This window comes from Luteibacter sp. ME-Dv--P-043b (assembly GCF_030209605.1).
Classification (GTDB): Bacteria; Pseudomonadota; Gammaproteobacteria; order Xanthomonadales; family Rhodanobacteraceae; genus Luteibacter.
Genome location: NZ_JARVRT010000005.1, coordinates 143,193 through 165,806 on the forward strand (window position 1 = coordinate 143,193; position 22,614 = coordinate 165,806).

General features: G+C 66.6%; 20 protein-coding genes and 3 tRNA genes. 16 read left to right on the top strand and 7 right to left on the bottom strand.

Translation table 11 applies throughout. The annotated features are described in order from the left end of the window. Positions 1-61: 61 nt before the first annotated feature. Both QRN34_RS03585 and acnA read right to left on the bottom strand, forming a co-directional pair. Positions 62-1,753, bottom strand: a complete 1,692-nt coding sequence (locus QRN34_RS03585) for an AMP-binding protein (RefSeq protein WP_285402043.1) — start codon at positions 1,751-1,753, stop codon at positions 62-64. Between the two features lie 358 nt (positions 1,754-2,111). Continuing rightward, complete coding sequence (gene acnA, locus QRN34_RS03590; RefSeq protein WP_285402045.1) at positions 2,112-4,859, bottom strand: aconitate hydratase AcnA; 2,748 nt, start codon at positions 4,857-4,859, stop codon at positions 2,112-2,114. A 229-nt stretch (positions 4,860-5,088) separates the two neighbouring features. Between acnA and QRN34_RS03595 the strand changes: the two genes are divergently transcribed. Then, complete coding sequence (locus QRN34_RS03595; protein ID WP_285402047.1) at positions 5,089-6,018, top strand: LysR family transcriptional regulator; 930 nt, start codon at positions 5,089-5,091, stop codon at positions 6,016-6,018. A 180-nt stretch (positions 6,019-6,198) separates the two neighbouring features. On the opposite strand, the gene hflD is transcribed toward QRN34_RS03595, so the two are convergent. The 3 genes from hflD to QRN34_RS03610 are packed head-to-tail and all read right to left on the bottom strand — an operon-like array spanning position 6,199 to position 8,436. Continuing rightward, a complete protein-coding gene (hflD, locus tag QRN34_RS03600) occupies positions 6,199-6,825 on the bottom strand; it encodes a high frequency lysogenization protein HflD (protein WP_285402049.1) in 627 nt (208 codons plus the stop codon). Positions 6,826-6,856: 31 nt separating this feature from the next. Continuing rightward, complete coding sequence (mnmA, locus tag QRN34_RS03605) at positions 6,857-7,951, bottom strand: tRNA 2-thiouridine(34) synthase MnmA (protein WP_285402051.1); 1,095 nt, start codon at positions 7,949-7,951, stop codon at positions 6,857-6,859. Continuing rightward, positions 7,948-8,436 (bottom strand): NUDIX hydrolase, encoded by a 489-nt coding sequence (locus tag QRN34_RS03610; protein WP_285402146.1) that lies wholly within the window; start codon positions 8,434-8,436, stop codon positions 7,948-7,950. Before QRN34_RS03610 ends, mnmA begins: the two co-directional genes overlap by 4 nt. A gap of 124 nt (positions 8,437-8,560) precedes the next feature. Here QRN34_RS03610 and clpS point away from each other — a divergent pair, with 124 nt between their 5' ends. Beyond that, the gene (gene clpS / locus QRN34_RS03615) at positions 8,561-8,893 is read left to right on the top strand and encodes an ATP-dependent Clp protease adapter ClpS (RefSeq protein ID WP_036140598.1); all 333 of its coding nucleotides are present in this window, start codon (positions 8,561-8,563) and stop codon (positions 8,891-8,893) included. A 78-nt stretch (positions 8,894-8,971) separates the two neighbouring features. Further along, complete coding sequence (gene clpA, locus QRN34_RS03620) at positions 8,972-11,239, top strand: ATP-dependent Clp protease ATP-binding subunit ClpA (protein ID WP_285402054.1); 2,268 nt, start codon at positions 8,972-8,974, stop codon at positions 11,237-11,239. Positions 11,240-11,478: 239 nt separating this feature from the next. Here clpA and infA read toward each other — a convergent pair whose 3' ends face one another. Together infA and QRN34_RS03630 are read right to left on the bottom strand one after the other, a co-directional pair. Next, positions 11,479-11,697, bottom strand: coding sequence for a translation initiation factor IF-1 (gene infA / locus QRN34_RS03625; protein ID WP_019466733.1), 219 nt, complete (start codon positions 11,695-11,697; stop codon positions 11,479-11,481). Between the two features lie 96 nt (positions 11,698-11,793). Next, entirely contained in the window at positions 11,794-12,069 is a 276-nt protein-coding gene (locus QRN34_RS03630) for a polyhydroxyalkanoic acid system family protein (RefSeq protein ID WP_285402071.1), read from the bottom strand. A 161-nt stretch (positions 12,070-12,230) separates the two neighbouring features. Here QRN34_RS03630 and QRN34_RS03635 point away from each other — a divergent pair, with 161 nt between their 5' ends. The 13 genes from QRN34_RS03635 (at position 12,231) to QRN34_RS03695 (ending at position 22,613) form a co-directional block, all read left to right on the top strand. After that, positions 12,231-13,004 (top strand): FHA domain-containing protein, encoded by a 774-nt coding sequence (locus QRN34_RS03635; protein ID WP_285402073.1) that lies wholly within the window; start codon positions 12,231-12,233, stop codon positions 13,002-13,004. Between the two features lie 44 nt (positions 13,005-13,048). Then, positions 13,049-14,134: a 3-phosphoserine/phosphohydroxythreonine transaminase gene (gene serC / locus QRN34_RS03640; RefSeq protein ID WP_285402075.1), complete on the top strand. Its 1,086-nt coding sequence runs from the start codon at positions 13,049-13,051 to the stop codon at positions 14,132-14,134. An 80-nt stretch (positions 14,135-14,214) separates the two neighbouring features. Next, positions 14,215-15,315: a prephenate dehydratase gene (gene pheA / locus QRN34_RS03645; RefSeq protein WP_285402077.1), complete on the top strand. Its 1,101-nt coding sequence runs from the start codon at positions 14,215-14,217 to the stop codon at positions 15,313-15,315. Further along, positions 15,312-16,424 (top strand): histidinol-phosphate transaminase, encoded by a 1,113-nt coding sequence (gene hisC, locus QRN34_RS03650; protein WP_285402079.1) that lies wholly within the window; start codon positions 15,312-15,314, stop codon positions 16,422-16,424. Before pheA ends, hisC begins: the two co-directional genes overlap by 4 nt. Next, the gene (aroA, locus tag QRN34_RS03655; protein ID WP_285402080.1) at positions 16,421-17,737 is read left to right on the top strand and encodes a 3-phosphoshikimate 1-carboxyvinyltransferase; all 1,317 of its coding nucleotides are present in this window, start codon (positions 16,421-16,423) and stop codon (positions 17,735-17,737) included. The genes hisC and aroA overlap by 4 nt, the downstream gene beginning before the upstream one ends. Before the next feature lie 37 nt (positions 17,738-17,774). Beyond that, entirely contained in the window at positions 17,775-18,572 is a 798-nt protein-coding gene (gene kdsB / locus QRN34_RS03660) for a 3-deoxy-manno-octulosonate cytidylyltransferase (RefSeq protein WP_285402086.1), read from the top strand. Positions 18,573-18,783: 211 nt separating this feature from the next. Continuing rightward, on the top strand, positions 18,784-20,607 hold the full coding sequence (uvrC, locus tag QRN34_RS03665) for an excinuclease ABC subunit UvrC (RefSeq protein ID WP_285402088.1): 1,824 nt from the start codon (positions 18,784-18,786) through the stop codon (positions 20,605-20,607). 49 nt (positions 20,608-20,656) lie between these two features. After that, positions 20,657-21,271, top strand: a complete 615-nt coding sequence (gene pgsA / locus QRN34_RS03670) for a CDP-diacylglycerol--glycerol-3-phosphate 3-phosphatidyltransferase (RefSeq protein WP_036140610.1) — start codon at positions 20,657-20,659, stop codon at positions 21,269-21,271. A gap of 38 nt (positions 21,272-21,309) precedes the next feature. Next, positions 21,310-21,385, top strand: a tRNA-Gly gene (locus tag QRN34_RS03675). A gap of 77 nt (positions 21,386-21,462) precedes the next feature. Next, positions 21,463-21,536, top strand: a tRNA-Cys gene (locus tag QRN34_RS03680). A 48-nt stretch (positions 21,537-21,584) separates the two neighbouring features. Next, a tRNA-Leu gene (locus QRN34_RS03685) sits at positions 21,585-21,671 on the top strand. Positions 21,672-21,696: 25 nt separating this feature from the next. Then, on the top strand, positions 21,697-22,263 hold the full coding sequence (yjjX, locus tag QRN34_RS03690; protein ID WP_285402091.1) for an inosine/xanthosine triphosphatase: 567 nt from the start codon (positions 21,697-21,699) through the stop codon (positions 22,261-22,263). An 86-nt stretch (positions 22,264-22,349) separates the two neighbouring features. Further along, positions 22,350-22,613, top strand: coding sequence for a hypothetical protein (locus QRN34_RS03695; RefSeq protein WP_285402093.1), 264 nt, complete (start codon positions 22,350-22,352; stop codon positions 22,611-22,613). Position 22,614 lies beyond the last annotated feature (1 nt).

A 22,614-nucleotide genomic window follows, 5' to 3' on the forward strand; every position in this document is an offset into this window, starting at 1 on the left:
TGGCGTTTGCGTTTACGGTTGCCGTCGCCGTTGGTCGGTTCGCGCGCGAACGCTTGCCGGGTCAGGCCTTGGCGCGCTTGCGGCGATCCTCGTCGCGCAGTTCGCGGCGAAGGATCTTGCCGACGTTCGTCTTCGGCAGGGCGTCGCGGAACTCGATCTGCTTGGGACGCTTGTAGCCGGTGAGGTTTTCCCGGCAATACTCGCGCAGGGCTTCCTCGGTCAGCGACGGGTCCTTGCGGACCACGAACAGCTTCACCACCTCGCCCGAGTGCTCGTCGTCGATGCCGACGGCGGCCACCTCATTGACGCCGGGGTGGCGGGCGACGATGTCCTCGATCTCGTTCGGGTACACGTTGAAGCCCGAGACCAGGATCATGTCCTTCTTGCGGTCGACGATGAAGGCCTGGCCGTTCTCGTCCATCTTGGCGATATCGCCGGTACGCAGCCAGCCGTCGGCGTCGATCGCCTTGCTGGTTTCCTCGACCTGGTTCCAGTAGCCCTTCATCACCTGCGGGCCCTTGATGCAGAGCTCGCCAGCCTCGCCCACGGGCAGCACGCGGTCGTCTTCGCCACGGATCTGGGCGTCGGTATTAGGGATGGGGTAACCGATGGCGCCGGTGTAGCCGGTCACGTCCACGCGGTTGGCGAACGCGACGGGGGAGGTTTCCGTCAGGCCGTAGCCTTCGATGATGACGCGCCCGGTGACCTTCTGCCAGCGATCGGCCACGGAGCGTTGCAAGGCCATGCCGCCGGCCATGGCCAGGTGCAGGTGCGAAAAATCGACCTGGTCGAAACCCGGCGTGTTGAGCAGGCCGTTGAACAGCGTGTTGACGCCGGTGATCGCGGTGAACTTCGTCTTGCGCAGTTCCTTGACGAAGCCCTTCATGTCGCGCGGGTTGGTGATCAGGTGGTTCAGGCCGCCCAGGCTGGCGAAGATCAGGCAGTTCACCGTGAGCGAAAAGATGTGGTACAGCGGCAGCGCGGTGATCACCGTTTCTTCGCCGAGTTTGGCGAAGCCGGCCACCCACGGGCGCGTCTGCAGCATGTTGGCGACCATGTTGCGGTGGGTGAGCATCGCGCCCTTGGCCACGCCGGTAGTGCCGCCGGTGTACTGCAGGAATGCCAGGTCGTCCGGCTTGATCGTGACGGCAGGCAGCGCATGCGCCTTGCCCCTGGCCAGCGCATCCTTGAAGCGGATGGCCTGCGGGATGCGGAAGGGCGGCACTTCCTTGCGGACGCTCTTCACCACGAAATTGATGATGTTGCCCTTGGGGAAGCCGACCATGTCGCCCACGGCCGTGGTGATCACCTTCTGTACCTTGGTGCCGTCCAGCGCGTGCTGCGCGGTGGCGGCGAAGTTGTCCAGCACGACCAGCGCCTTGGCACCGGAGTCTTCCAACTGGTGGTGCAGTTCCCGCGCGGTGTACAGCGGATTGGTGTTGACCACCGTGAGGCCGAGGCGCAACGCACCGAACAGGGCGATGGGGTACTGCAGGAGATTGGGCAGCATGATGGCGATGCGGTCGCCCTGCTTCAGACCCATCTCGCCGGAGAGAAAGCCTGCGAAGGCCGCGGAGAGTTCGTCGAGCTGCCCGTAGGTCAGGACCTTGCCGAAGTTCGAGAACGCGGGGCGGTCACGAAATTTCTTAAAGGATTCTTCGAAAACGGCAGCGACCGAGGAGTAACCGTCGATGTCGACCTCGGCCGGGACACCGGCCGGGTAGTGGGCAAGCCAGGGACGCTCAATGCTCATGGATCGGACGGGCTCCGTAGTGTGACGTGACGCACGGCAATCGTCGTACGATCGCGGCATTGGAGCATACGCCTGCGTATAGCGGCAAGCCGCAATGCAACGTGAAACAGGCGGGGAGACGGCGTCGTCGGGCGCGTTGCGTTGGGCCACGTCGTGGTGTGTGGCGTGGCGGGGATCGCCGACATCGTGGCCTCCTACGTGGGCGTGGCGTGGATGGGGTCGCCCATGTCGTGGTGGTCATACGGTTTAAACGACATCGCCCACATCGTGGGCTCCTACACGGTGCCATACGGCGTCCCTGTAGGAGCCCACGATGTGGGCGATGCGTTTTTTACATGCCGATCGGGCTAGAAAACCCTCAGGCCGCCTTTGCCAGCTGGCGCAGCACGTACTGCAGGATGCCGCCGTGGCGGAAGAACTCGCGCTCCTTCGGGGTCAGCAGCAGCACCTTCACGGTGAACTCCTTGACCGAGCCGTCCGGGCGCGTGGCCTTGACCGTCGCGGTCTTCGACTCGCCGCCGTTGAGGCCGGTGATGTCGAACACTTCGTCGCCCTTCAGGCCCAGCGTCTGCGCGTTCTCGCCTTCCTGGAACTGGCAGGGCAGCACGCCCATGCCGACCAGGTTCGAGCGGTGGATGCGCTCGAAGCTCTCGGTGATCACCGCCTTGACGCCGAGCAGCAGGGTGCCCTTGGCCGCCCAGTCACGCGAGGAGCCGGTGCCGTATTCCTTGCCGGCCAAGACCACCAGCGGCGTGCCGTCGGCCTTGTACTTCATGGCGGCGTCGTAGATCGCCATCTCTTCGCCGGTCGGGATGTACTTGGTGAAGCCACCCTCGACGCCGTCCAGCATCAGGTTCTTGATGCGGATGTTGGCGAACGTGCCGCGCACCATCACGTCGTCGTTGCCGCGACGCGAGCCGTAGGAGTTGAAGTCCTTCGGCTCGACGCCACGCGAGATCAGGAAGCGGCCCGCCGGGCTGTCCTTCTTGATCGAGCCGGCCGGCGAGATGTGGTCGGTGGTGATCGAGTCGCCGAAGATACCCATGGCGCGGGCACCGTGGATGTCCTCGATGGTGCCGGCCTCGGCGGACATGCCGTCGAAGTAGGGCGGGTTCTTGATGTAGGTCGAATCGTCCCAGGCGTACGTCTGGCCATCCGGCGAGGCGATCTGGTTCCAGCGGCTGTCGCCCTTGAAGACGTCGGCGTAGCTGTCCTTGAACATCTGCGGGTTGATCGCACCCGCGATGGCGTCGGAGATTTCCTGGTTACTCGGCCAGATGTCCTTCAGGTACACGGGCTGGCCGTCGCTGCCGTTGGCGATCGGATCCTTGGTCAGGTCGATGTTGAGCGTGCCGGCCAGCGCGTAGGCGACCACCAGCGGCGGCGAGGCCAGGTAGTTCATCTTCACTTCCGGGTGGACGCGGCCTTCGAAGTTGCGGTTACCCGACAGCACCGACGCCACGGCGAGGTCGCCCTCGGCGATACCCTTGCTGATCTCGGCCGGCAGCGGGCCGGAGTTGCCGATGCAGGTGGTGCAGCCGTAGCCGACCACGTAGAAGTTGACCTTCTCCAGCTCCGCGAGCAGGCCGGTCTTCTTCAGGTATTCGGTGACCACGAGCGAGCCCGGCCCGAGCGAGGGCTTGACCCAGGGCTTGGAGGTGAGGCCACGCGCGGCGGCCTTCTTTGCCAGCAGGCCGGCGGCGAGCATGACGGCCGGGTTGGAGGTGTTGGTGCACGAGGTGATCGCGGCGATGACCACCGAGCCGTCGTTGATGCGGAACGAGGTGCCGTCCTTCTCGACCAGCACGCCGCCGTCTTCACCGACGTTGTTGGCTTCGTTGCCGACCGCGGTGCCGCCGCCTTCATTGCTGAAGCTGGCTTCGCCGTGGCTCTTCGGCTTGCGGTTGGCGGTGAGCGAGCCGACCACGTCGAGGAAGCTCTGCTGCACGCCTTCCAGCAGCACGCGATCCTGCGGACGCTTCGGGCCGGCGAGCGACGGGCGGACGTCGGCGAGGTCGAGCTCGAGCACGGTGGTGAACTCGGCTTCCGGCGTGTCGGCGTCGTGCCAGAGGTTCTGCGCCTTGGCGTAGGTCTCGACCAGCGCGATCTGCGCCTCGTCGCGGCCGGACAGGCGCATGTAGTTCAGTGCTTCCTGGTCGATCGGGAAGATGCCGCAGGTGGCGCCGTATTCCGGCGCCATGTTGGCGATGGTGGCGCGATCGGCCAGCGGCAGGTTCTGCAGGCCGTTGCCGAAGAACTCGACGAACTTGCCGACGACGCCGAGCTTGCGCAGCATCTGGGTCACGGTGAGGACGAGGTCGGTGGCGGTGACGCCTTCCGGCAGCTTGCCCTTCAGGCGGAAGCCGACGACCTGCGGGATCAGCATGGACGACGGCTGGCCGAGCATGGCCGCTTCGGCCTCGATGCCGCCCACGCCCCAGCCCAGCACGCCGATGCCGTTGATCATCGTGGTGTGCGAATCGGTGCCGAACACGGTATCCGGGTAGGCGAACGACTCGCCGTCCACTTCATTGGTGAACACGACGCGGGCCAGGTTCTCCAGGTTGACCTGGTGGACGATGCCCGTGCGCGGCGGCACGACCTTGAAGTTGTTGAAGGCCTTCTGGCCCCAGCGCAGGAACGAGTAACGCTCCTGGTTGCGCTCGAACTCGATCGCGACGTTCTCTTCCAGCGCGCTGGACGAGCCGAACGCGTCGACCTGCACCGAGTGGTCGATGACCAGTTCGGCCGGCGCCAGCGGGTTGATCTTGTTCGGGTCACCGCCCAGCTTGGCGACGGCGTCGCGCATGGCGGCCAGGTCGACCACGCAGGGAACGCCGGTGAAATCCTGCAGGACCACGCGCGCCGGCATGAAGGAGATCTCGGTGTCGGGCTCGGCCTTGGCATCCCACTTGGCCACCGCCTCGATTTCCTTGGTGGTGACGTTCACGCCGTCTTCCTGGCGGAGCAGGTTTTCCAGCAGGATCTTCATGGAGTACGGCAGGCGCTTGATATCGTGCTGCGCGCCGAACTTGGCCAGGCTGGCGATGGTGTGCCGCTTGCCGTTGACTTCGATGCTGTCTCGTACCGAGAACGAGTCTTTCATGCTGTACTCCTGGCGTGACGTTCTTTAGCTGGGGAGGCCGGCGAAACCCCCGAGGGCGTCCGCCAAAGCGTCGATTATCGCGCAGTCCGCTGCCCCTGTGCGACCGCCACGGTTCTGGCGTCGGGCTAGAATGGCGGGCTTCGGGGCATGGCCGGGCGATGATTCGGCGGCGAAAGGATGGAGCGGCAGGCGGATGGGTGCAAACGTATTTGATGGCACGCAGCGTTCGATGATATCGATGGCCCTCTCGTCGGTGTCGCTGCGCGACCTCGCCCTGGTCCAGGCCGTGGCCCGGGAAGGCAGCTTCACCGGTGCCGCGCGGGCCATGCACATCAGCCCCTCGGGCCTGTCGCACCAGGTGCAGAAGGTGGAGCAGGCCCTGGGCGCGCCCCTGTTCGAGCGCGGCGGCCGCCGTGTGGTGGCCACCGTAGGCGGACAGCGCCTGCTGGGCTTCATCGAGGCGGTGCTGGGCTCCGCCGAGCACCTGGAGCACGCGGCACGCGCCGGCGATGTCGCTTTCGGTGGCGAACTGCGGCTGGGCGTGCCTTCCACCCTCGGGCCCTACCTGCTGCCCCATTTCATCGAGCCGTTCCCGCAGCGCTTCCCGGGCGCGCGGCTGACCATCTCCGAAGGCAAGCCACGCGGCCTGCTGCGGCGCTTGCACGAGGGCGAGCTGGATGCCGTGCTGGCGCCGCCCAGCGTCACGGCCACCGGGCTGGAATCGGCGCCGCTGTTCTTCGAGCCCTATGAGTTGCTGCTCAACGCGGCGCATCCGCTGGCCGGACGCGCCGCCATCGCCCTGACCGAGCTGGACGCGGCGGAAGCTACCCTCATGGCGGAAAGCCACGGCAACGGCGTGTCCGACCTGGGCATGGCCGGCGCGGCGCGACCCGAGCGCATCCAGGACGTCAGCCTGGAAAGCCTGGCCACCCTGGTGGCCATGCGCGGCGGCTACACCCTGGTGCCGATCCTGGCGCACGAGCGCCTGGGCTCCATCCGCAACGTGGTGCTGGCCGGCGTGGACGCCGCGCGACCCGGCCGGCATATCGCCCTCTACTGGCGCAGCGCCACGCCCTGGCGCGACGACCTGGACCGCTTCGGCGACCTGCTACGCGAGCTGGCGCGGACCATCCCAGGGCTGGATGCCGCCACGGGCTAGACGCCCTGTCGGTTTTTCGCGCACATCGTGCGCTCCTACCCCCACCCTGTTACGTCCAGTAGGAGCGCACGATGTGCGCGATCCGGGTCCCTCATGACCAATGATCGGCACGCGTTGTGGGATGTCGCGTCGCCGCTTCGTTGGCTTTTCGCGCACATCGTGCGCTCCTACATGGCCTTTTTAACCCCCGTCGTCGAGCGTCGATCCGGTCAGCAGGCCGCGGGCCAGCATCGCGCATTGCTTGCGGTAGATCAGCAGGTGCCATTGCCGGCCGCCGATCTGGTGGTAGAGCACGGCCGAGCGTACCGACGCCAGCAACGCGGCGCGTACCCGGTCCACGTTGCCCTTCTGCTGCAGGTGGGTGGGGTTGCCGGTCACCATGACGCGGGGCTTCAGGGTGGACAGGGTGCCGGCGTAGACCTCGGCCAGCCGGGCGGCCACGTTGGGATGCTCGATCCCGAAATGCTCCACCTGCCGCTGCGTGGCCACGATGCCCTCGCGCAGGCGATCGAGCAGGGCGCGGTTGCGTGACAGCGAGCGCTCCAGCCGCAGCACGGTGATCGCCATGCGCATGACGGCGACGTCGCGGGTGGCGTCCTCGAACTGGGACACCAGCGTACGCAGGCCACGGCGCACCTTGCCCACCCCGCCGTACACCGAAGCCACCGAGTCGGCATCGATGCGGAACACGCTGCCGATGCTCGCTTCGAACGCCACGTCGTCGCAGCGGCCCTCGGTGGCCAGCTGCTGGGCCAGCGAGGCGCCCTGGAAAACACCCGCAAGGGCGAGCACGCGTTCTTCGTTCATTCGCAAAGCCTGGAAAAGGAGACGGCGCGGCTCACGCCAGGCCGCCGTAGATGGCATCGGTGGCGTCGATCACGGCGCCGCCGAGGCAGGTTTCATCGTCGTAGAACACGACGGACTGGCCGGGGGTGACCGCGCGCTGGGGATCGTCGAAGCGCACGTGCACGCTGGCGCCGCTCACGTCCACCTGGCAGGCCTGATCCGCCTGGCGGTAACGGGTCTTGGCCGTGCAGCGGAAGCTCGCCGCCGGGGGCTCGCCCGCCACCCAGGTGGCGTCGCCGGCGCTCAGGCGGGTGGACTGCAGCCAGCGGTTCTCGCCGCCCTGGGCCACGATGAGCGTATTGGCAGTCACATCCTTGCCGACCACGTACCAGGGCTCGTTCGGCGCATCCGCCCGGCCGCCGATGCCCAGGCCGTTGCGCTGGCCCAGTGTGTAGTACATCACGCCCTGGTGCTCGCCGATGACACGTCCCTCGGGATCCACCATGGCGCCCGGCCGGGCAGGCAGGTAGCCCGAGAGGAAAGCCCGGAAATCGCGCTCGCCGATGAAGCAGATGCCCGTGGAATCCTTCTTGGCGTGCGTCGGCAGCGCGGCATCGCGGGCCATCTGGCGGACCAGCGGTTTCTCGATCTCGCCCACGGGAAACAGCGTGGCGCCGAGTTGCTTCTGGCCCAGCGCATGCAGGAAGTAGCTCTGGTCCTTGGCGGCATCCACGGCGCGAAGCAGGCGATAGCGGCCGTCGCGGTAATCCACGCGCGCGTAGTGGCCGGTGGCGATCTTCTCGGCGCCCAGGGCCTGGGCATGGTCCAGGAAGGTCTTGAACTTGATTTCCCGGTTGCACAACACGTCCGGGTTCGGCGTGCGTCCCGCGGCGTATTCGGCCAGGAAGTAGGCGAACACGCCGTCCCAGTATTCGCCGGCGAAATTTCTTGCGTGGAACGGAATGCCCAGGCGGCCGCAGACGGCCACGGCGTCCCGGCGGTCGTCGTCGGTGGTGCAGGGGCCCGAGCGGTCGTCCTCTTCCCAGTTCTGCATGAACATGCCTTCCACGTCGTGGCCCGCCTGCTGGAGCAGGAGGGCCGCGACCGAGGAGTCCACGCCGCCGGAAACGCCCAGGATCACCTTCACGCGTCTACGCCCGGCAACCGGCAGTTCACGGTATCCAGGGGCAGGCGGCGCCCGTCCAGCCAGGCATCGATGGTTTCGAGCACCAGCGGACTGCGCAGACGGGTCCCCAGGGCTTCTATTTCGTCGCGGCGCAGCCATATCGCCCGACGGATGCCCTCATCCAGGGGACGGTCCGCATCGTATGACTCCACATGACCCGCGAAACCGAAGCGCAGCACCTGTTCGCCATGTTCCGGGCTGGCCCACTGCCAGACGCCCAGGAAGTGGTCCAGGACGATGGTGTGCCCCGTTTCCTCCAGGGTTTCGCGGATGGCCGCGGCCTGCAGGCTCTCGCCCGGATCGAGGTGCCCGGCCGGCTGGTTGTAGGCCACTTCGCCGAAGACATCCTCCTCGACGATCAGGTAGCGGTCGCCACGGGCGACCACGCACGCCACCGTGGCACGGGGGCGCCAGACGTTTTCGGGCTGGGAAGGTGTCGGCGGCATGGGCGTCGTGATCGGGCTGGCTCTGGAAAAAGGCATATTGTGCCATCACCTGTGGAAATCGAGCCGGAGGGCGGTCGAATTCCGGTGTATATAATCGAATCGCGCACCGACAGGTTCTCAATTAATGTCCCAGGAACACGAACACGATCAGGAAAGTGATCGCGGCCACGGGCTGGCGGTCGAGACGGTCCGTCCGGAAACGGCAAGACCGCCCCTTTTCCAGGTCGTTTTGCTCAATGATGACTTCACCCCCATGGATTTCGTGATCGAGGTGTTACGCAGTTTCTTCGGCATGGACCAGGAGCGGGCCGTGCAGGTCATGCTCCACGTGCATACCCGCGGCAAGGGCGTGTGCGGCGTGTTCACTCGCGAAGTGGCAGAAACCAAGGTGACGCAGGTCAACGAGTACGCGCGGGCCAATCAGCATCCGCTGTTGTGCACTATGGAAAAAATGTAAGCGCTACCCCATCTGGTGTTCATGCGGCAAGACGAAGGGGCTGGTCCCTGCCGCCCACATCTATCGGAGACGGTCCGTATGTTCAGCAAGGATCTCGAAGTCACCATTGGGCACTGCTACAAGCAGGCCCGTGAGCAGCGCCACGAATTCATGACCGTCGAGCACCTGCTGCTTGCGCTCACTGAAAACACGTCCGCTTTGGCCGCCCTGCGTGCCTGCGGCGTCGATCTGCCGAGGCTTTCGGCCGATCTGCAGCGCATCGTCGCCGAAACCGTGCCGGTGCTGCCGGCCGGTGACGAGCGCGACACGCAGCCCACGCTGGGTTTCCAGCGAGTGCTGCAGCGCGCCGTGTACCACGTACAGTCGTCGGGCCGGAAGGAAGTCACCGGCGCCAACGTGCTGGTGGCGATCTTCGGCGAAAAAGACTCCCACGCGGTCTATTTCCTGCATCAGCAGGAAATCACCCGTCTGGACGTGGTCAATTACATCTCCCACGGCATCGCCAAGATCGGCGATGAGGCCGCCGCGGCTGCGCAAAGCCCCGAGCGCGAGGGGGAAGAGAGTGGCGAAGGCAAGGGCAACCCGCTCAGCGAATACGCCGCCAACCTCAACGAACTGGCGGTGCAGGGCAAGATCGACCCCCTGATCGGTCGCCAGGACGAAGTGGAGCGCACCATCCAGGTGCTCTGCCGCCGGCGCAAGAACAACCCGCTCTACGTGGGCGAGGCCGGCGTGGGCAAGACCGCCCTGGCGGAAGGCCTGGCCAAGCGCATCGTCGAGGGGCAGGTCCCCGAAGTGCTGGAGGACTGCACCATCTGGTCGCTGGACCTGGGCGCCCTCGTGGCCGGTACCAAGTACCGCGGCGATTTCGAGAAGCGGCTGAAAGCCGTCATCGGCCAGCTCAAGAAGCAGCCCAATTCCATCCTCTTCATCGACGAGATCCACACCATCATCGGTGCGGGCTCGGCATCGGGCGGCACGATGGACGCGTCTAACCTGATCAAGCCGATGCTGGCCTCGGGTGAACTGCGCTGCATCGGCTCGACCACCTTCCAGGAATTCCGTGGGGTGTTCGAGAAGGACAGGGCGCTGGCGCGCCGTTTCCAGAAGATCGACGTGGTCGAGCCCACCGTGGCCGACTCGATCGAGATCCTCAAGGGCCTGAAGACCCGCTTCGAAGAGCACCACTCGGTGGAATACACCGGTGAGGCGCTGCGTGCGGCCGTGGACCTGTCGGTCAAGCACATCCCCGACCGTCTGTTGCCCGACAAGGCCATCGACGTCATCGACGAAGCCGGTGCCCGCCAGCGCCTGCTGCCCGAGGAAGAGCGTACGGGCAAGGTCGACGTGCCGGAAATCGAATATATCGTGGCCAAGATGGCGCGTATTCCGGCCAAGCAGGTCTCGGCGTCGGATCGCGACGTGCTGCGTAACCTGGAGCGCAACCTCAAGATGGTGGTGTTCGGCCAGGACGGGGCGATCGAGGCCCTGGCCTCGTCGATCAAGATGGCGCGTTCCGGCCTGGGCGATCCGTCCAAGCCGATCGGCAGCTTCCTGCTCGCCGGCCCTACGGGCGTCGGCAAGACGGAAGTGACCCGCCAGCTCGCCATGCAGCTGGGCATCGAGATGGTGCGCTTCGACATGTCCGAGTACATGGAGGCCCATTCCGTGTCGCGCCTGGTCGGTGCGCCTCCGGGCTACGTCGGCTTCGACCAGGGCGGCCTGCTGACCGAGCAGATCACCAAGCATCCGCACTGCGTGCTGCTGCTGGACGAAATCGAGAAGGCCCATCCGGATGTGTACAACATCCTGCTTCAGGTCATGGATCGCGGCGTGTTGACCGATACCAACGGTCGCGAAGCCAACTTCAAGAACGTGATCATCGTGATGACCACCAACGCGGGTGCACAGCTGGCCTCGCGTCGCGGCATCGGCTTCGTCAAGCAGAACCACGCGCCGGACGCCATGGAGACCATCCGTCGCCTGTTCACGCCGGAGTTCCGCAACCGACTGGACGCGGTCATCCAGTTCAATGCGCTGGATTTCGACCACATCCTGCGCGTCGTGGACAAGTTCCTGATCGAGCTGGAAGCGCAGCTGGCGGAGAAGAAGGTGAGCGTGGATGTGACGCCGGAAGCCCGCCGCTGGCTGGCGGAACATGGCTTCGATCCGCAGATGGGCGCCCGCCCGATGGCCCGCGTGATCCAGGACAAGGTGAAGCGCGCGCTGGCCGACGAACTGCTGTTCGGCAAGCTGGCCGACGGCGGCAAGGTTACCCTCTCGGTCGAGGGCGACGAGCTGCACGTGGAAACCGAGTCGGCGGAGCCGGCCACGGCCACGGCGTGACCGAGGCGCGCGTCTGGCACAGGCCAGGCGCGCGCTTCCTCCAGGTGCGATATCTGCTTCCGTAGGAGCGCACGAGGTGCGCGAAAAACCAACGAAGCGGCGATGTCGTATTCCGAGGTAATCCGTAATCGCGCACATCGTGCGCTCCTGCCGGGTAGGGTTCGGGCACGAAAAAAAGCCGCGCTTAGCGCGGCTTTTTTTTATCCGTGACCGGTGAAGCGGGGCGACGAGCGCGCCGCTTACTTCATGCGGTACGTGATACGACCCTTGGTCAGGTCGTAGGGGGTCATCTCGACCTTCACCTTGTCGCCGGTGAGGATGCGGATGTAATGCTTGCGCATGCGGCCGGAGATGTGGGCAGTAATGACGTGCCCGTTCTCGAGCTGCACGCGGAACATGGTGTTGGGCAGGGTCTCCTGGACCGTGCCTTCCATTTCGATGACGTCGTCTTTTGCCATGTGTTCCGGGTCGATGAACGGCCGAAATGGCCGCATAAGTCCCTTAGTATGCCATAGCGGGCCGGCCCGGGCCAGCCCATGGGGCGTTGCGAAGGCTCAGGCGAAGTGCTCGTCCAGCTTCTTCCGGATCTCTTCCTCGATGGTGCCCTTCAGGGGCGACAACAGCATGCCCAGCTCGGCGGTGACATGCACATCGGAGGGCGACACGGCGATGGCGCCCTTTACCCCGGAACGGGCGAAGCTCATCGTGTCGCCGTCCCAGCGGCCCTCGGTGCCGAACTTCTCGCTCATGCGGGCGGCCACTTTCTCGACCACGGCGCGTGCTTCCGCGACGGTCCTGCCATGCGGGCGGCGGATATCGATTCTTGCCATCGGAGCACCCTCTGCGCTGAAAGCGGCGAAGTCTAGCAGGGCGGGGCGCCAAGCTTTGCGGGGCGGGGCATCACGCCGCGTCTACACCTTCATCGACACCTTCTGGGTCAAACAGATAGCGCACTCTGCTAAAGTTACTTCGTCAACGTCCCGGTTCCTCCATGCGCATCGAATTCGTCAGCTCGGCTCGCGGTGATTTCCACTGGTCACGGCCCGTGCTCACGATCGGCCGTGGCGAGGATAACGACCTGGTCGTGTCCGAAAACCACGTAGCCGCCCGGCACGTCACCCTTCATCGCGACCGTCGCGGCATGGTGCTCGAGGTGGCCCCGTCCACGGGGCGCGTCTACGTCAACGCCCGCCCCGTGCGTGAACGCGCGATCCTGCGCCCCGGCGACAGCCTGTCGCTGGGCGACTGCCGCATGTTGCTGCGCGACGATGCCGACCTCGACGCCCGGCCCACCGTGGAGCCGACGGACGCCCGTTGCACCGTCGCGTTGCGGCCGGTGGCCGGCCCCTTGTCCGGCCGTGTCATTACCGTGGGTGATCGTCTCGAGCTGGGCGCCACGCATGGTGCCTTGCCGCTCGAATTGCCCGGCAACGATGTCGCCCTGCTGTTGCTGGCGTGGGAGGACGACGAGCTGATCCTCGATGGCTCACGCGTTCCGGCGCGCCATGCCGTACGCGTCAACGGCATCACCGCCGTGCGCGCGGTGCTGCAGCCGGGCGACCAGATCGGCCTGGCCGCGCATCGCTTCGTGGTGGATGCCCCGGGCTGGTCGGCGGAGCCACCGGTGGTGCTGCCCGAGCCCGCTCCCACGGTCGACCCCGGCAGCGAGGACGCCGCCGGCGCACGCGGCGACGTCTGGTGGCTGATCCTCACCGCGGCGTTGCTTGCCGTGGGTATCGCGCTGGTGCTGTTCGTCAAGCTCTGAAGCGGGCGCATAATCGGGGTTTCCTTCCCGAGGGTGCATCGAGCATGACAAGAGCCTGGAACTTCAGCGCAGGCCCGGCGGCCCTGCCGGAAGCGGTGCTGCGCCGCGCCCAGTCGGAACTGCTCGACTGGAACGGCACCGGCGCCTCCGTGATGGAACTGTCCCACCGCGGCAAGGATTTCATGGCCCTGGCGGCCAGTGCCGAAGCGCGCCTGCGCCGGCTGATGGCGGTGCCCGAGGGCTACACGGTGCTGTTCCTGCAAGGCGGGGCCACGCAGCACTTCGCGCAGATCCCCATGAACCTGGCCGGGGCCGATGCGTCGGCCGATTACATCGTGACGGGCCACTGGGGCGAGAAAGCGGTGCGCGAAGCGTCGCCTTACCTCACCGCCCGCGTGGCCGCCACCTCGGAAGACGCCCAGTACCTGGCCCTGCCGGCGCGCGACACCTGGCAGCTCGATCCTCGCGCTGCCTACCTGCACTACACGCCCAACGAGACCATCCACGGCGTGGAGTTCCACGACGTGCCCGACGCGGGCGACGTGCCACTGGTGGCGGACATGTCGTCGAACATCCTCAGCCGGCCGGTCGATGTATCGCGCTTCGGCCTGATCTATGCCGGTGCGCAGAAGAACATCGGGCCATCCGGCCTGGTGGTGATGATCATCCGCGACGATCTGCTGGCCCGCGAAGGCCGGCCCATGGCGAAGATCTTCCGGTACGCCGAGCACGCCGCCAACGATTCGATGCTCAACACGCCCAACACGTGGGGCTGGTATCTCGCGGGGCTCACGTTCGAGTGGCTGGAAGATCAGGGCGGCCTCGAAGCGATGGGCGAACGCAATGCGCGCAAGGCCGCCACGCTGTATGCCGCGATCGACGGCTCGGGCGGTTTCTATCGCAGCCCGGTGGCCGTGGCCTCGCGCTCGCGGATGAACGTGCCTTTCACCCTGCACGACAGTGCGCTGGATGCCGCGTTCCTCGCTGAATCCGCCGCGGCGGGATTGCTGGCCCTCAAGGGACACAAGGCCGTGGGCGGCATGCGCGCGTCGCTGTACAACGCCGTGCCGCAGGACGCTGTGGATGTGCTGGTGAACTTCATGCGGGACTTTAGCGCGCGTCACGGTTAAAGTCGGGATTCACCGCATTGCAGCATGCGTAATGCGGTGATAACCGTTTCATTTGCAACCACTTAGCCGCCTGGAAGTCCATGAGCAAGACCCCCACCGATAAGCAAGCCACGCTGATCGAAGCGCGTACGCGCATCGACAGCATCGACCAGCAACTGCAGTCGCTCATCAGCGAGCGCGCCCGTTGGGCACAGCAGGTCGGCCGGGCCAAGGGCCCGTTGAAGGCGGCGGTGGAGTATTACCGACCCGAGCGCGAGGCCCAGGTGCTGCGTGGCGTGATCGACCGCAACGACGGCCCGCTGCCCAACGGCGAGCTGGTGCGGCTGTTCCGCGAGATCATGTCGTCGTGCCTGTCGCAGCAGCAGCCGCTGAAGATCGGCTTCCTCGGCCCCGAGGGCACCTTCAGCGAGCAGGCCGTGCGCAAGCACTTCGGCCATGCCGCCTATGGCCTGCCGCTGGGCAGCATCGAGGAAGTCTTCCAGGAAGTGGCTGCCGGTAATGCCGATTTCGGCGTGGTACCGGTGGAAAATTCCGGGCAGGGCATGATCCAGATGACGCTGGACATGTTCCTCGTGTCGAAGGCCACCATCTGCGGCGAGGTGGAACTGCGCGTCCACCAGAACCTGCTCTCGCTCAACGGCGAGCTGAAAGAGATCAAGCGCGTCTACTCGCACCCGCAGTCGTTGCAGCAATGCCAGGGCTGGCTGCGCGTGAACCTGCCCAACGCCGAGCGCATTCCCGTTTCCAGCAACGCCGAGGCCGCGCGAACGGCCAAGCTGTCGCCGGAATCCGCCGCCATCGCCGGCGAGACGGCTGGCCGCGTGTACGGCCTGAAGACGATCGCCGGCCCGATCGAGGACCGCTCGGACAACACCACGCGGTTCCTCGTCATCGGTCGCTCGATCTTCCCGCCCTCCGGCAACGATCGCACGTCGCTGCTGGTGTCCGTGCGTGACAAGCCCGGCGCGCTGTACGACGTGCTCAGTCCGCTGGCGCAGCACGGCATCAGCATGAACCGTATCGAGTCGCGCCCGGCACACACGGGCAAGTGGCAGTACGCGTTCTTCATCGACGTATCGGGCCATGTCGACGACGACGCGATGAAAGCCGCCCTCGACGAGATGAAGCCGGCCGCCGCCGACGTGCGCGTGCTCGGTTCCTATCCGGTCGCCTTGCCGTGACCGTCGGGTTCGACGCGGCCGCGCTCGCGAACCGGGCGACGGCCGCGCTGCGCGCGTACGATCCAGGCCACGACCTGCCCGCGCTGCGGCGACGCTTCGGTGCGACCATCGCCGAGCTGGGCTCGAACGAGAATCCGCTCGGCCCCAGCCCGCTGGCGATGCAGGCGGCCACGCGGGTGCTGCAGGACATGTGGCGCTACCCCGACCCGACCGGCATGGCGCTCAAGGCCTGCCTCTCGACCGAGCTGGGCATCGCACCGGCAGGCATCACGCTCGGCAACGGCTCGCACGAACTGCTGATGCTGCTGGCGCAGTGCTTCGCCGACGCCGAGCATCCGGTGGTGTTCTCGCAGTACGGTTTCGCGGTGTTCCCCATCGCCGCCGCGGCGGCCGGCGCGCAGGGCATCGCCGTGCCCGCCTTGCCGGCCGACCACCCCGAGGCACCATACGGGCACGACCTGGACGCGATCGCGCACGCGGTGACCCCGGCGACGCGGCTGGTCTACCTCGCCAATCCCAACAACCCGACCGGCACCTGGTTCACGGCCGCCGCGCTCGCCGCGTTCCTCGGGCGCGTTCCGCCGTCAACCCTGGTGGTGGTGGACGAGGCTTACCACGAGTACGTGGACGCCGCCGGTCCCGACACCGCCGTCACCCTGATGGATCGCTTCCCCAACCTCGTCGTGACCCGCACCTTTTCGAAGGCGCACGGCCTGGCCGGGCTGCGTATCGGCTACATGGCCAGCCATCCGTCGGTGGCGGCGGTGTGCGAGCGGCTGCGCGAATCGTTCAATGTCAACGCCGTGGCGCTGGCCGCCGCGGAGGCCGCGCTCGCGGATCGCGCCCATCGCGATCGCGTGCGCGAGGTCAACGCGGGCGACCGTGCGTGGCTGGCCGATGCGCTGACCGCGCGCGGCATGCGCGTGCTGCCGTCGCAGGCCAACTTCCTGCTGGTCGACCTGGGTCGCGATGCCGGGCCCGTCGAAGCCCATCTGTTCGAGCGCGGCGTGATCGTGCGGCCCATGGGCGGCTACCGCCTGCCTCATACGGTTCGCATCAGCATCGGCAGCCGTGCCGAACTTCACCGTCTACTGGAGAACCTGCCATGAGCCGCATGGACTGGCAAAGCCGCACGGGTCGCCCCCTGCACGGCGAGATCGTGGTACCGGGCGATAAATCCGTGTCCCATCGCGCGCTGATGTTCGGCGCGCTGGCCGAGGGCGTCACCCACATCCGCGGTTTCCTCGAAGGCGAGGACACCCGCGCCACCGCGGCGATCCTCGGCACGCTGGGCGTGCGTTTCGACACGCCGGCCCCGGGCGAGCGCGTGGTGCACGGCGTGGGCCTGCATGGCCTGCGCGGCAGCACGGACAATCTGGACTGCGGTAACGCGGGCACCGGCATGCGCCTGCTCGCCGGGCTGCTGGCCGGGCAGGCGTTCGACAGCACGCTGGTCGGCGACGCCTCGCTGTCGCAGCGGCCGATGCGTCGTGTTACCGATCCGCTGGCGCTGATGGGTGCCTCGATCGACAGCGCCGACGGCAAGCCGCCGTTGCGCATCCACGGCGGTGCCCGGCTCAAGGGCATCAGCTACCAGCCACCCGTGGCGAGTGCGCAGATCAAGTCGGCGCTGCTGCTGGCCGGTTTGTACGCCGAAGGCAGCACGGAGGTGATCGAGCCGCATCCCACTCGCGACTACACCGAAAGCATGCTCAAGGCCTTCGGCTGGCCGATCGAGTATTCGCCGGGCAAGGCGAAGCTGGAAGGTGGCCATCGCCTCACGGCCGTGGACGTGGACGTGCCGGCGGACTTCTCGTCGGCGGCGTTCTTCATCGTGGCCGCCTGCGTGGTGCCCGGTTCGAACGTGCGCATCAAGGGCGTGGGCCTCAACCCGCGCCGCACCGGGCTGCTGGCCGCGCTCGAACTCATGGGCGCGGACATCGCCGTGGAAAACGAGCGCAGCAGTGGAGGTGAGGACATCGGCGACCTCGTGATCAAGTATGCGCCGCTGCATGGTGTGGCCCTGCCGCTGGATATCGTGCCCGACATGATCGACGAGTTTCCCGCGTTGTTCGTTGCCGCAGCCGTGGCCGAGGGCATGACCACGATCCGCGGTGCCGCCGAGTTGCGGGTCAAGGAGTCGGATCGCATCGCCAGCATGGCCAACGGGCTGAAGGCCTGCGGCGTGCTGATCGACGAACTGCCGGATGGCGCGATGATCCGTGGCGGCAGCATCGGTGGGGCGCATATCGACAGCCATGGCGATCACCGCATCGCCATGAGCTTCGCCGTCGCCGGCCTGGTCGCCAGCGCACCGATCGTCATCGCCGACTGCGCCAATGTCGCCACCTCGTTCCCCGGCTTCGTGGCGTTGGCCAACGGGCTGGGTTTCGACCTGTCGGATTCCGTGCCGTCCGCTTAGGCGCTACGCTCGGCGTCTTCCCTGACTGGATGCCCCCATGGCAGACAAGCTTCCCCCGTTCGTCGTCGTCGTTCCGGCGCGGTTCGGCTCGACCCGCCTGCCGGGCAAGCCGCTGCTGAAGATCGCCGGCGAATCGATGATCCGGCGGGTGGCGGTGCGGGCAGGGCAGGCCGGCGCCGCGCAGGTGGTGGTCGCCACGGACGACGATCGCGTGGCGACCGAGCTGCGCGGCTGCGGCGACCTGCTGGTCTGCATGACCCGGACCGACCACGCCTCGGGCAGCGACCGTATCGCCGAGGCCGTCGCGCACTTCGGCTGGCCCGACGATACCATCGTGGTGAACCTGCAGGGCGACGAGCCCTTCGCCCCCGCCGCCGGCATCCGTGCCGTGGTGGCCACGCTGGCCGGGGACGACGCGCCCATGGCCACGCTGGCGACGCCTATCGTGCACGCCGACGAGTTCTTCGACCCGAACATCGTCAAGGTGGTGCGGGGCCAGAACGGTCGCGCTCTCTACTTCACCCGCGCCCCGGCGCCCTGGGCCCGGGACGATTTCGCCAGGGATCGGGACGTGCTGCCCCCGGGCTCCCCGTTCCTGCGCCACATCGGCATCTACGCCTATCGGGCCGGCTTCCTGCGCCGGCTGGCGGCCCTGCCGCGTACCCCCCTGGAGCAACTGGAGTCGCTGGAGCAGCTGCGCGCCCTGGAGCACGGCCATGCCATCGCGGTCCAGCCCACGCCGGAGCCGTTCCCACCCGGGATCGACACCGCCGAGGACCTGGAGCGTGCCGAGCGCTGGGTGGCGGCGCAGGCCGGGGGAGCGAGGTCCTCCTAAGGGATTTCCTACACGGGTATCTGGTCGCCACCTACAGGGATATTCGGTCTCGGCCGGGCGCGCCCCGTAGGGCGACGACGTAACCTATCCCTGTCGCCAAGCTCTCTCCCCCTAAGGACGGCGACGCTCCCACGGAAGGTCCGCGCCGGCATGATTCATCCCATGCCGGCGTTTTCGCGTCCGGCGTACGCCTACGCGGTAAAATGGGCGCATGGAGCACACCGAGTCGCACCCCTTCGACGGCAAGGCCTTCGTCCGCCACCTGACCACCTCGCCCGGCGTCTACCGCTATTTCGATGCGGAGGACGAGCTGCTGTACGTCGGCAAGGCCGCCAACCTCAAGAAGCGCGTCAGCAACTACTTCCTGAAACCGCCCATGGACCCGCGCATCGCCTCGATGGTGTCGCAGATCGCGCGGGCGGAAGTGACCCTGACCCGCACGGCGGGCGAGGCGCTGCTGCTCGAATCGCAGTTGATCAAGTCGCTGAAGCCGCGTTACAACATCGTGCTGCGCGACGACAAGAGTTACCCCTACATCTATCTGTCCAGCACCGATGAGTATCCACGGCTGGGCTTCCATCGGGGTGCCAAGACCGCGTCGGGGCGCTACTTCGGTCCCTATCCGAGCACGTTCGCCGTCCGCGAGAGCCTGGGCCTGATGCAGAAGCTGTTCAAGGTGCGCCAGTGCGAGGACAGCTATTTCCGGAACCGTTCGCGGCCCTGCCTGCAGCACCAGATCGGCCGGTGCAGCGCGCCCTGCGTGCGCCTGATCGACGTGCCGGATTACCGCAACGACGTGCGTCACGCCGAGATGTTCCTGGAAGGGCGCAGCAGCGCCGTGATCGACGAACTGGCCGTGGCCATGGAGACCGCCAGCCAGTCGCTGCACTTCGAACGTGCGGCCACCCTGCGCGACCAGGTGGCCGCCCTGCGCCGGCTCCAGGCCCAGCATTTCGTGCAGGGTGCGAGCGCGGATATGGATGTCATCGCTTGCAGCATGGAAGGGGGGATGGCCTGCGTCAGCGTGCTGTTTTTCCGCAACGGCGTCAGCCTGGGATCGCGCGATTTCTTCCCGCGGCTGGGTACGGATGCGTCGATCCCCGATGTCCTCGCGCAGTTCATCGCCCAGTACTACCTCGAGCGCCAGGTGCCGCGCGAGCTGGTGCTCAGCGACGACGTGGAAGACATCGATGTGCTGGCCGGCGTGCTGTCGGAGCATGCCGGGCACACGGTGTCGCTGAAGCCCAGCGTTCGCGGCGAGCGCGCCCGCTTCCTGGAAATGGCCCAACGCAACGCAGGCGCGGCGCTGACCTCGCGCCTGGCCAGCCGGCACACGCTGCTGGCGCGCTTCGACGACTTGCAGAAGGTGCTCGAACTGACCGACATGCCGAGGCGCCTCGAGTGCTTCGACATCAGCCACACCATGGGTGAGGCCACGGTGGCCTCCTGCGTGGTCTTCGGTCCCGAGGGTCCGGAAAAGTCGCACTACCGGCGCTTCAACATCGCCGGGATCACCCCGGGCGACGACTACGCCGCCATGCACCAGGCACTGACCCGGCGCTTCAAGAAGGTCGTGGAGGGCGGTGTGCGGCCCGATATCCTGCTGATCGACGGCGGCACAGGCCAAGTGGGGCAGGCGATGGATGTCCTGCGTGAGCTCGGCGTCGAGGGCATCCGGGTCGTCGGTGTGGCCAAGGGCCCCGGCCGTCGCGCCGGCGAGGAAACCCTCGTGCTCGCCGACAGCGGCCGGACCTTGCACCCCGGCACGTCGTCGCCGGCCCTGCACCTCGTGGCCGCAGTTCGTGACGAAGCGCACCGTTTTGCGATCAGTGGCCATCGCCGCCGCCGTGAAGCGGCCCGCGAACGCAGTACGCTGGAAGACGTGGCCGGCGTGGGCGCGCGCCGACGCGCAGCCCTGTTGAAGGCCTTCGGCGGACTGGCCGGCGTGGAAGCGGCCGGTGTGGAGGAATTGATGAGCGTGAAGGGCATTGATCGCGGGCTCGCGGAGCGCATCTATGCCATGCTGCATCCCTGATCGAACGGAGGTGTCGGCTCGCACCGATCCCTCCCGTACTGGCTGACCTATGCGCATCAACCTTCCCACCTGGCTGACCCTGTTCCGCGTGCTCCTGCTGCCGGTCATGGTCGTCGTCTTCTACCTGCCGTTCCGCGGCGCCAGCCTGACGGCGGCACTGGTCTTCGTGCTGGCCGCCTTCACCGACTGGCTGGACGGCTACCTGGCGCGGCGCATGAACCTGACCTCGGCGTTCGGCGCCTTCCTCGACCCGGTGGCGGACAAGCTGATGGTCGCCGTCACGTTGTTCCTGTTGGTGCAGTCCCACCCGGGCGGGTGGCAGGGCATCCTGCTGGCGGTCACGGCCGCCGTCATCGTCGGCCGCGAAATCAGCGTGTCCGCGCTGCGCGAGTGGATGGCCGAGATCGGCGCGCGCTCGCGGGTCAAGGTCGCCTTCCTCGGCAAGCTGAAGACCACGATGCAGATGGTGGCCCTCGTGGTCCTGCTGCTGCAGCACGACGCGGAGACGCTGCGCCTGTACCACATCGGCGAGGCCCTGCTGGTCATCGCCGGCATCCTGACGATCTGGTCCGGGCTGGATTACCTGCGCGCCGCATGGCCAGCCCTGCGTGGCGACGCCGAGGCGGTCAACAAAAATGAAAAAAAACCGCTGCAAGGTGGTTGACACATGGGCGTCGTGATCTAGAATAGCGGGACAACGACGCGGGAATAGCTCAGTTGGTAGAGCACGACCTTGCCAAGGTCGGGGTCGCGAGTTCGAGTCTCGTTTCCCGCTCCAAAGTTTTCACGAAGCCTCGGTCACCCGGGGTTTTGTTTTTTAGGCGCCACGCGATACTCTCGCGCTGCGCCAGCGATGGCCGGGTGGCAGAGTGGTCATGCAGCGGACTGCAAATCCGCGTACGCCGGTTCGATTCCGACCTCGGCCTCCATCGCATTCCAAGGCGCTCCGCTCACGCGGTGCGCCTTTTTTCTTGAAAGCCCGGATGGCGAAATCGGTAGACGCAAGGGACTTAAAATCCCTCACTCGTAAGAGTATGTCGGTTCGAGTCCGACTCCGGGCACCATGTCTACCGAAAGCAGATCGATCCCATGACATCCCGCCTGGTGCTCAAGGTCATTGTTGGTTCGCGCAACCCGATCAAGATCGGCGCTGTGCGCAACGCGCTCGCGCTGCTCTTTCCCGAGCATGTCCTCGCCTGCGAAGGCATGCATGCGCCATCCGGCGTCGCCGATCAGCCGATGACCGCGACGGAAACGCGTCAGGGCGCCATCCAGCGCATGCAGTACTGCCAGCGACACGGCGGTGAGGCCGACTTCCATGTTGCGCTGGAAAGTGGGATCGAGATGGGTGAGGACGGTCCGGGATCGGTCGGTTACGTGGCCATCGCCGGGGGCGACCGCGTATCCGTAGGTCGCAGTGCCTGGCTACCCGTTCCACCGATTGCCTACGAGGCCCTGCTCGAAGGCGAGGAGTTGGGCGACGTGATGGATCGGTTGTTTGGCACGGTCAACGTCAAGCAGCAGGGAGGCGCCATAGCCCTCGTCACACGGGGGCATGCCACTCGCGAGGGCGTCTATACGCAGGCCGTGTTGCTGGCGATGGCGCCGTTCCTTAACCCCGATCTCTACGGTTTGGCTTCGCGAGTCGTCCCGTGAGCGATGACGCCCGTGTGTCGGTTTGGCGACAGGTCACACCCCCGTAACGCGGCCTGTGAGAAACGTGGGTATTAGGGAGGTGCGCCATGCTCGGATCTACCCAGGCCACGGTGACCGCCGCCGCGACCGAACACGTCAAGCCACTGCGCGTCTATGTCTTCTATCCATCGATCAATCACCGTGCATGGTGGGTCCTGCTTCCGGGATCGGCCAAGGAGTCGTTCGACTCGGAAGGCGCGGCGATCGAGTTCGCGGTGACACGCGCCCGCACGTTGCGTGGCCACGGTCGCCCGGTCGAGGTGCTTCAGGAAAAGATCTCGGGATCGTGGATGGCCGTTCGCGTGTCGTGAG

Bases quoted from the DNA above. Each gene is read 5' to 3' on its own strand.
- hflD (WP_285402049.1), bottom strand. From the start codon at position 6,825: ATGAACGAAGAACGCGTGCTCGCCCTTGCGGGTGTTTTCCAGGGCGCC.
- pgsA (WP_036140610.1), top strand. From the start codon at position 20,657: ATGCGCATCAACCTTCCCACCTGGCTGACCCTGTTCCGCGTGCTCCTG.
- clpS (WP_036140598.1), top strand. From the start codon at position 8,561: ATGTCCCAGGAACACGAACACGATCAGGAAAGTGATCGCGGCCACGGG.
- QRN34_RS03635 (WP_285402073.1), top strand. From the start codon at position 12,231: ATGCGCATCGAATTCGTCAGCTCGGCTCGCGGTGATTTCCACTGGTCA.
- QRN34_RS03585 (WP_285402043.1), bottom strand. From the start codon at position 1,753: ATGAGCATTGAGCGTCCCTGGCTTGCCCACTACCCGGCCGGTGTCCCG.
- uvrC (WP_285402088.1), top strand. From the start codon at position 18,784: ATGGAGCACACCGAGTCGCACCCCTTCGACGGCAAGGCCTTCGTCCGC.
- serC (WP_285402075.1), top strand. From the start codon at position 13,049: ATGACAAGAGCCTGGAACTTCAGCGCAGGCCCGGCGGCCCTGCCGGAA.
- QRN34_RS03610 (WP_285402146.1), bottom strand. From the start codon at position 8,436: ATGCCGCCGACACCTTCCCAGCCCGAAAACGTCTGGCGCCCCCGTGCC.
- QRN34_RS03695 (WP_285402093.1), top strand. From the start codon at position 22,350: ATGCTCGGATCTACCCAGGCCACGGTGACCGCCGCCGCGACCGAACAC.
- QRN34_RS03595 (WP_285402047.1), top strand. From the start codon at position 5,089: ATGATATCGATGGCCCTCTCGTCGGTGTCGCTGCGCGACCTCGCCCTG.
- kdsB (WP_285402086.1), top strand. From the start codon at position 17,775: ATGGCAGACAAGCTTCCCCCGTTCGTCGTCGTCGTTCCGGCGCGGTTC.
- pheA (WP_285402077.1), top strand. From the start codon at position 14,215: ATGAGCAAGACCCCCACCGATAAGCAAGCCACGCTGATCGAAGCGCGT.
- acnA (WP_285402045.1), bottom strand. From the start codon at position 4,859: ATGAAAGACTCGTTCTCGGTACGAGACAGCATCGAAGTCAACGGCAAG.
- yjjX (WP_285402091.1), top strand. From the start codon at position 21,697: ATGACATCCCGCCTGGTGCTCAAGGTCATTGTTGGTTCGCGCAACCCG.
- QRN34_RS03630 (WP_285402071.1), bottom strand. From the start codon at position 12,069: ATGGCAAGAATCGATATCCGCCGCCCGCATGGCAGGACCGTCGCGGAA.
- clpA (WP_285402054.1), top strand. From the start codon at position 8,972: ATGTTCAGCAAGGATCTCGAAGTCACCATTGGGCACTGCTACAAGCAG.
- infA (WP_019466733.1), bottom strand. From the start codon at position 11,697: ATGGCAAAAGACGACGTCATCGAAATGGAAGGCACGGTCCAGGAGACC.
- aroA (WP_285402080.1), top strand. From the start codon at position 16,421: ATGAGCCGCATGGACTGGCAAAGCCGCACGGGTCGCCCCCTGCACGGC.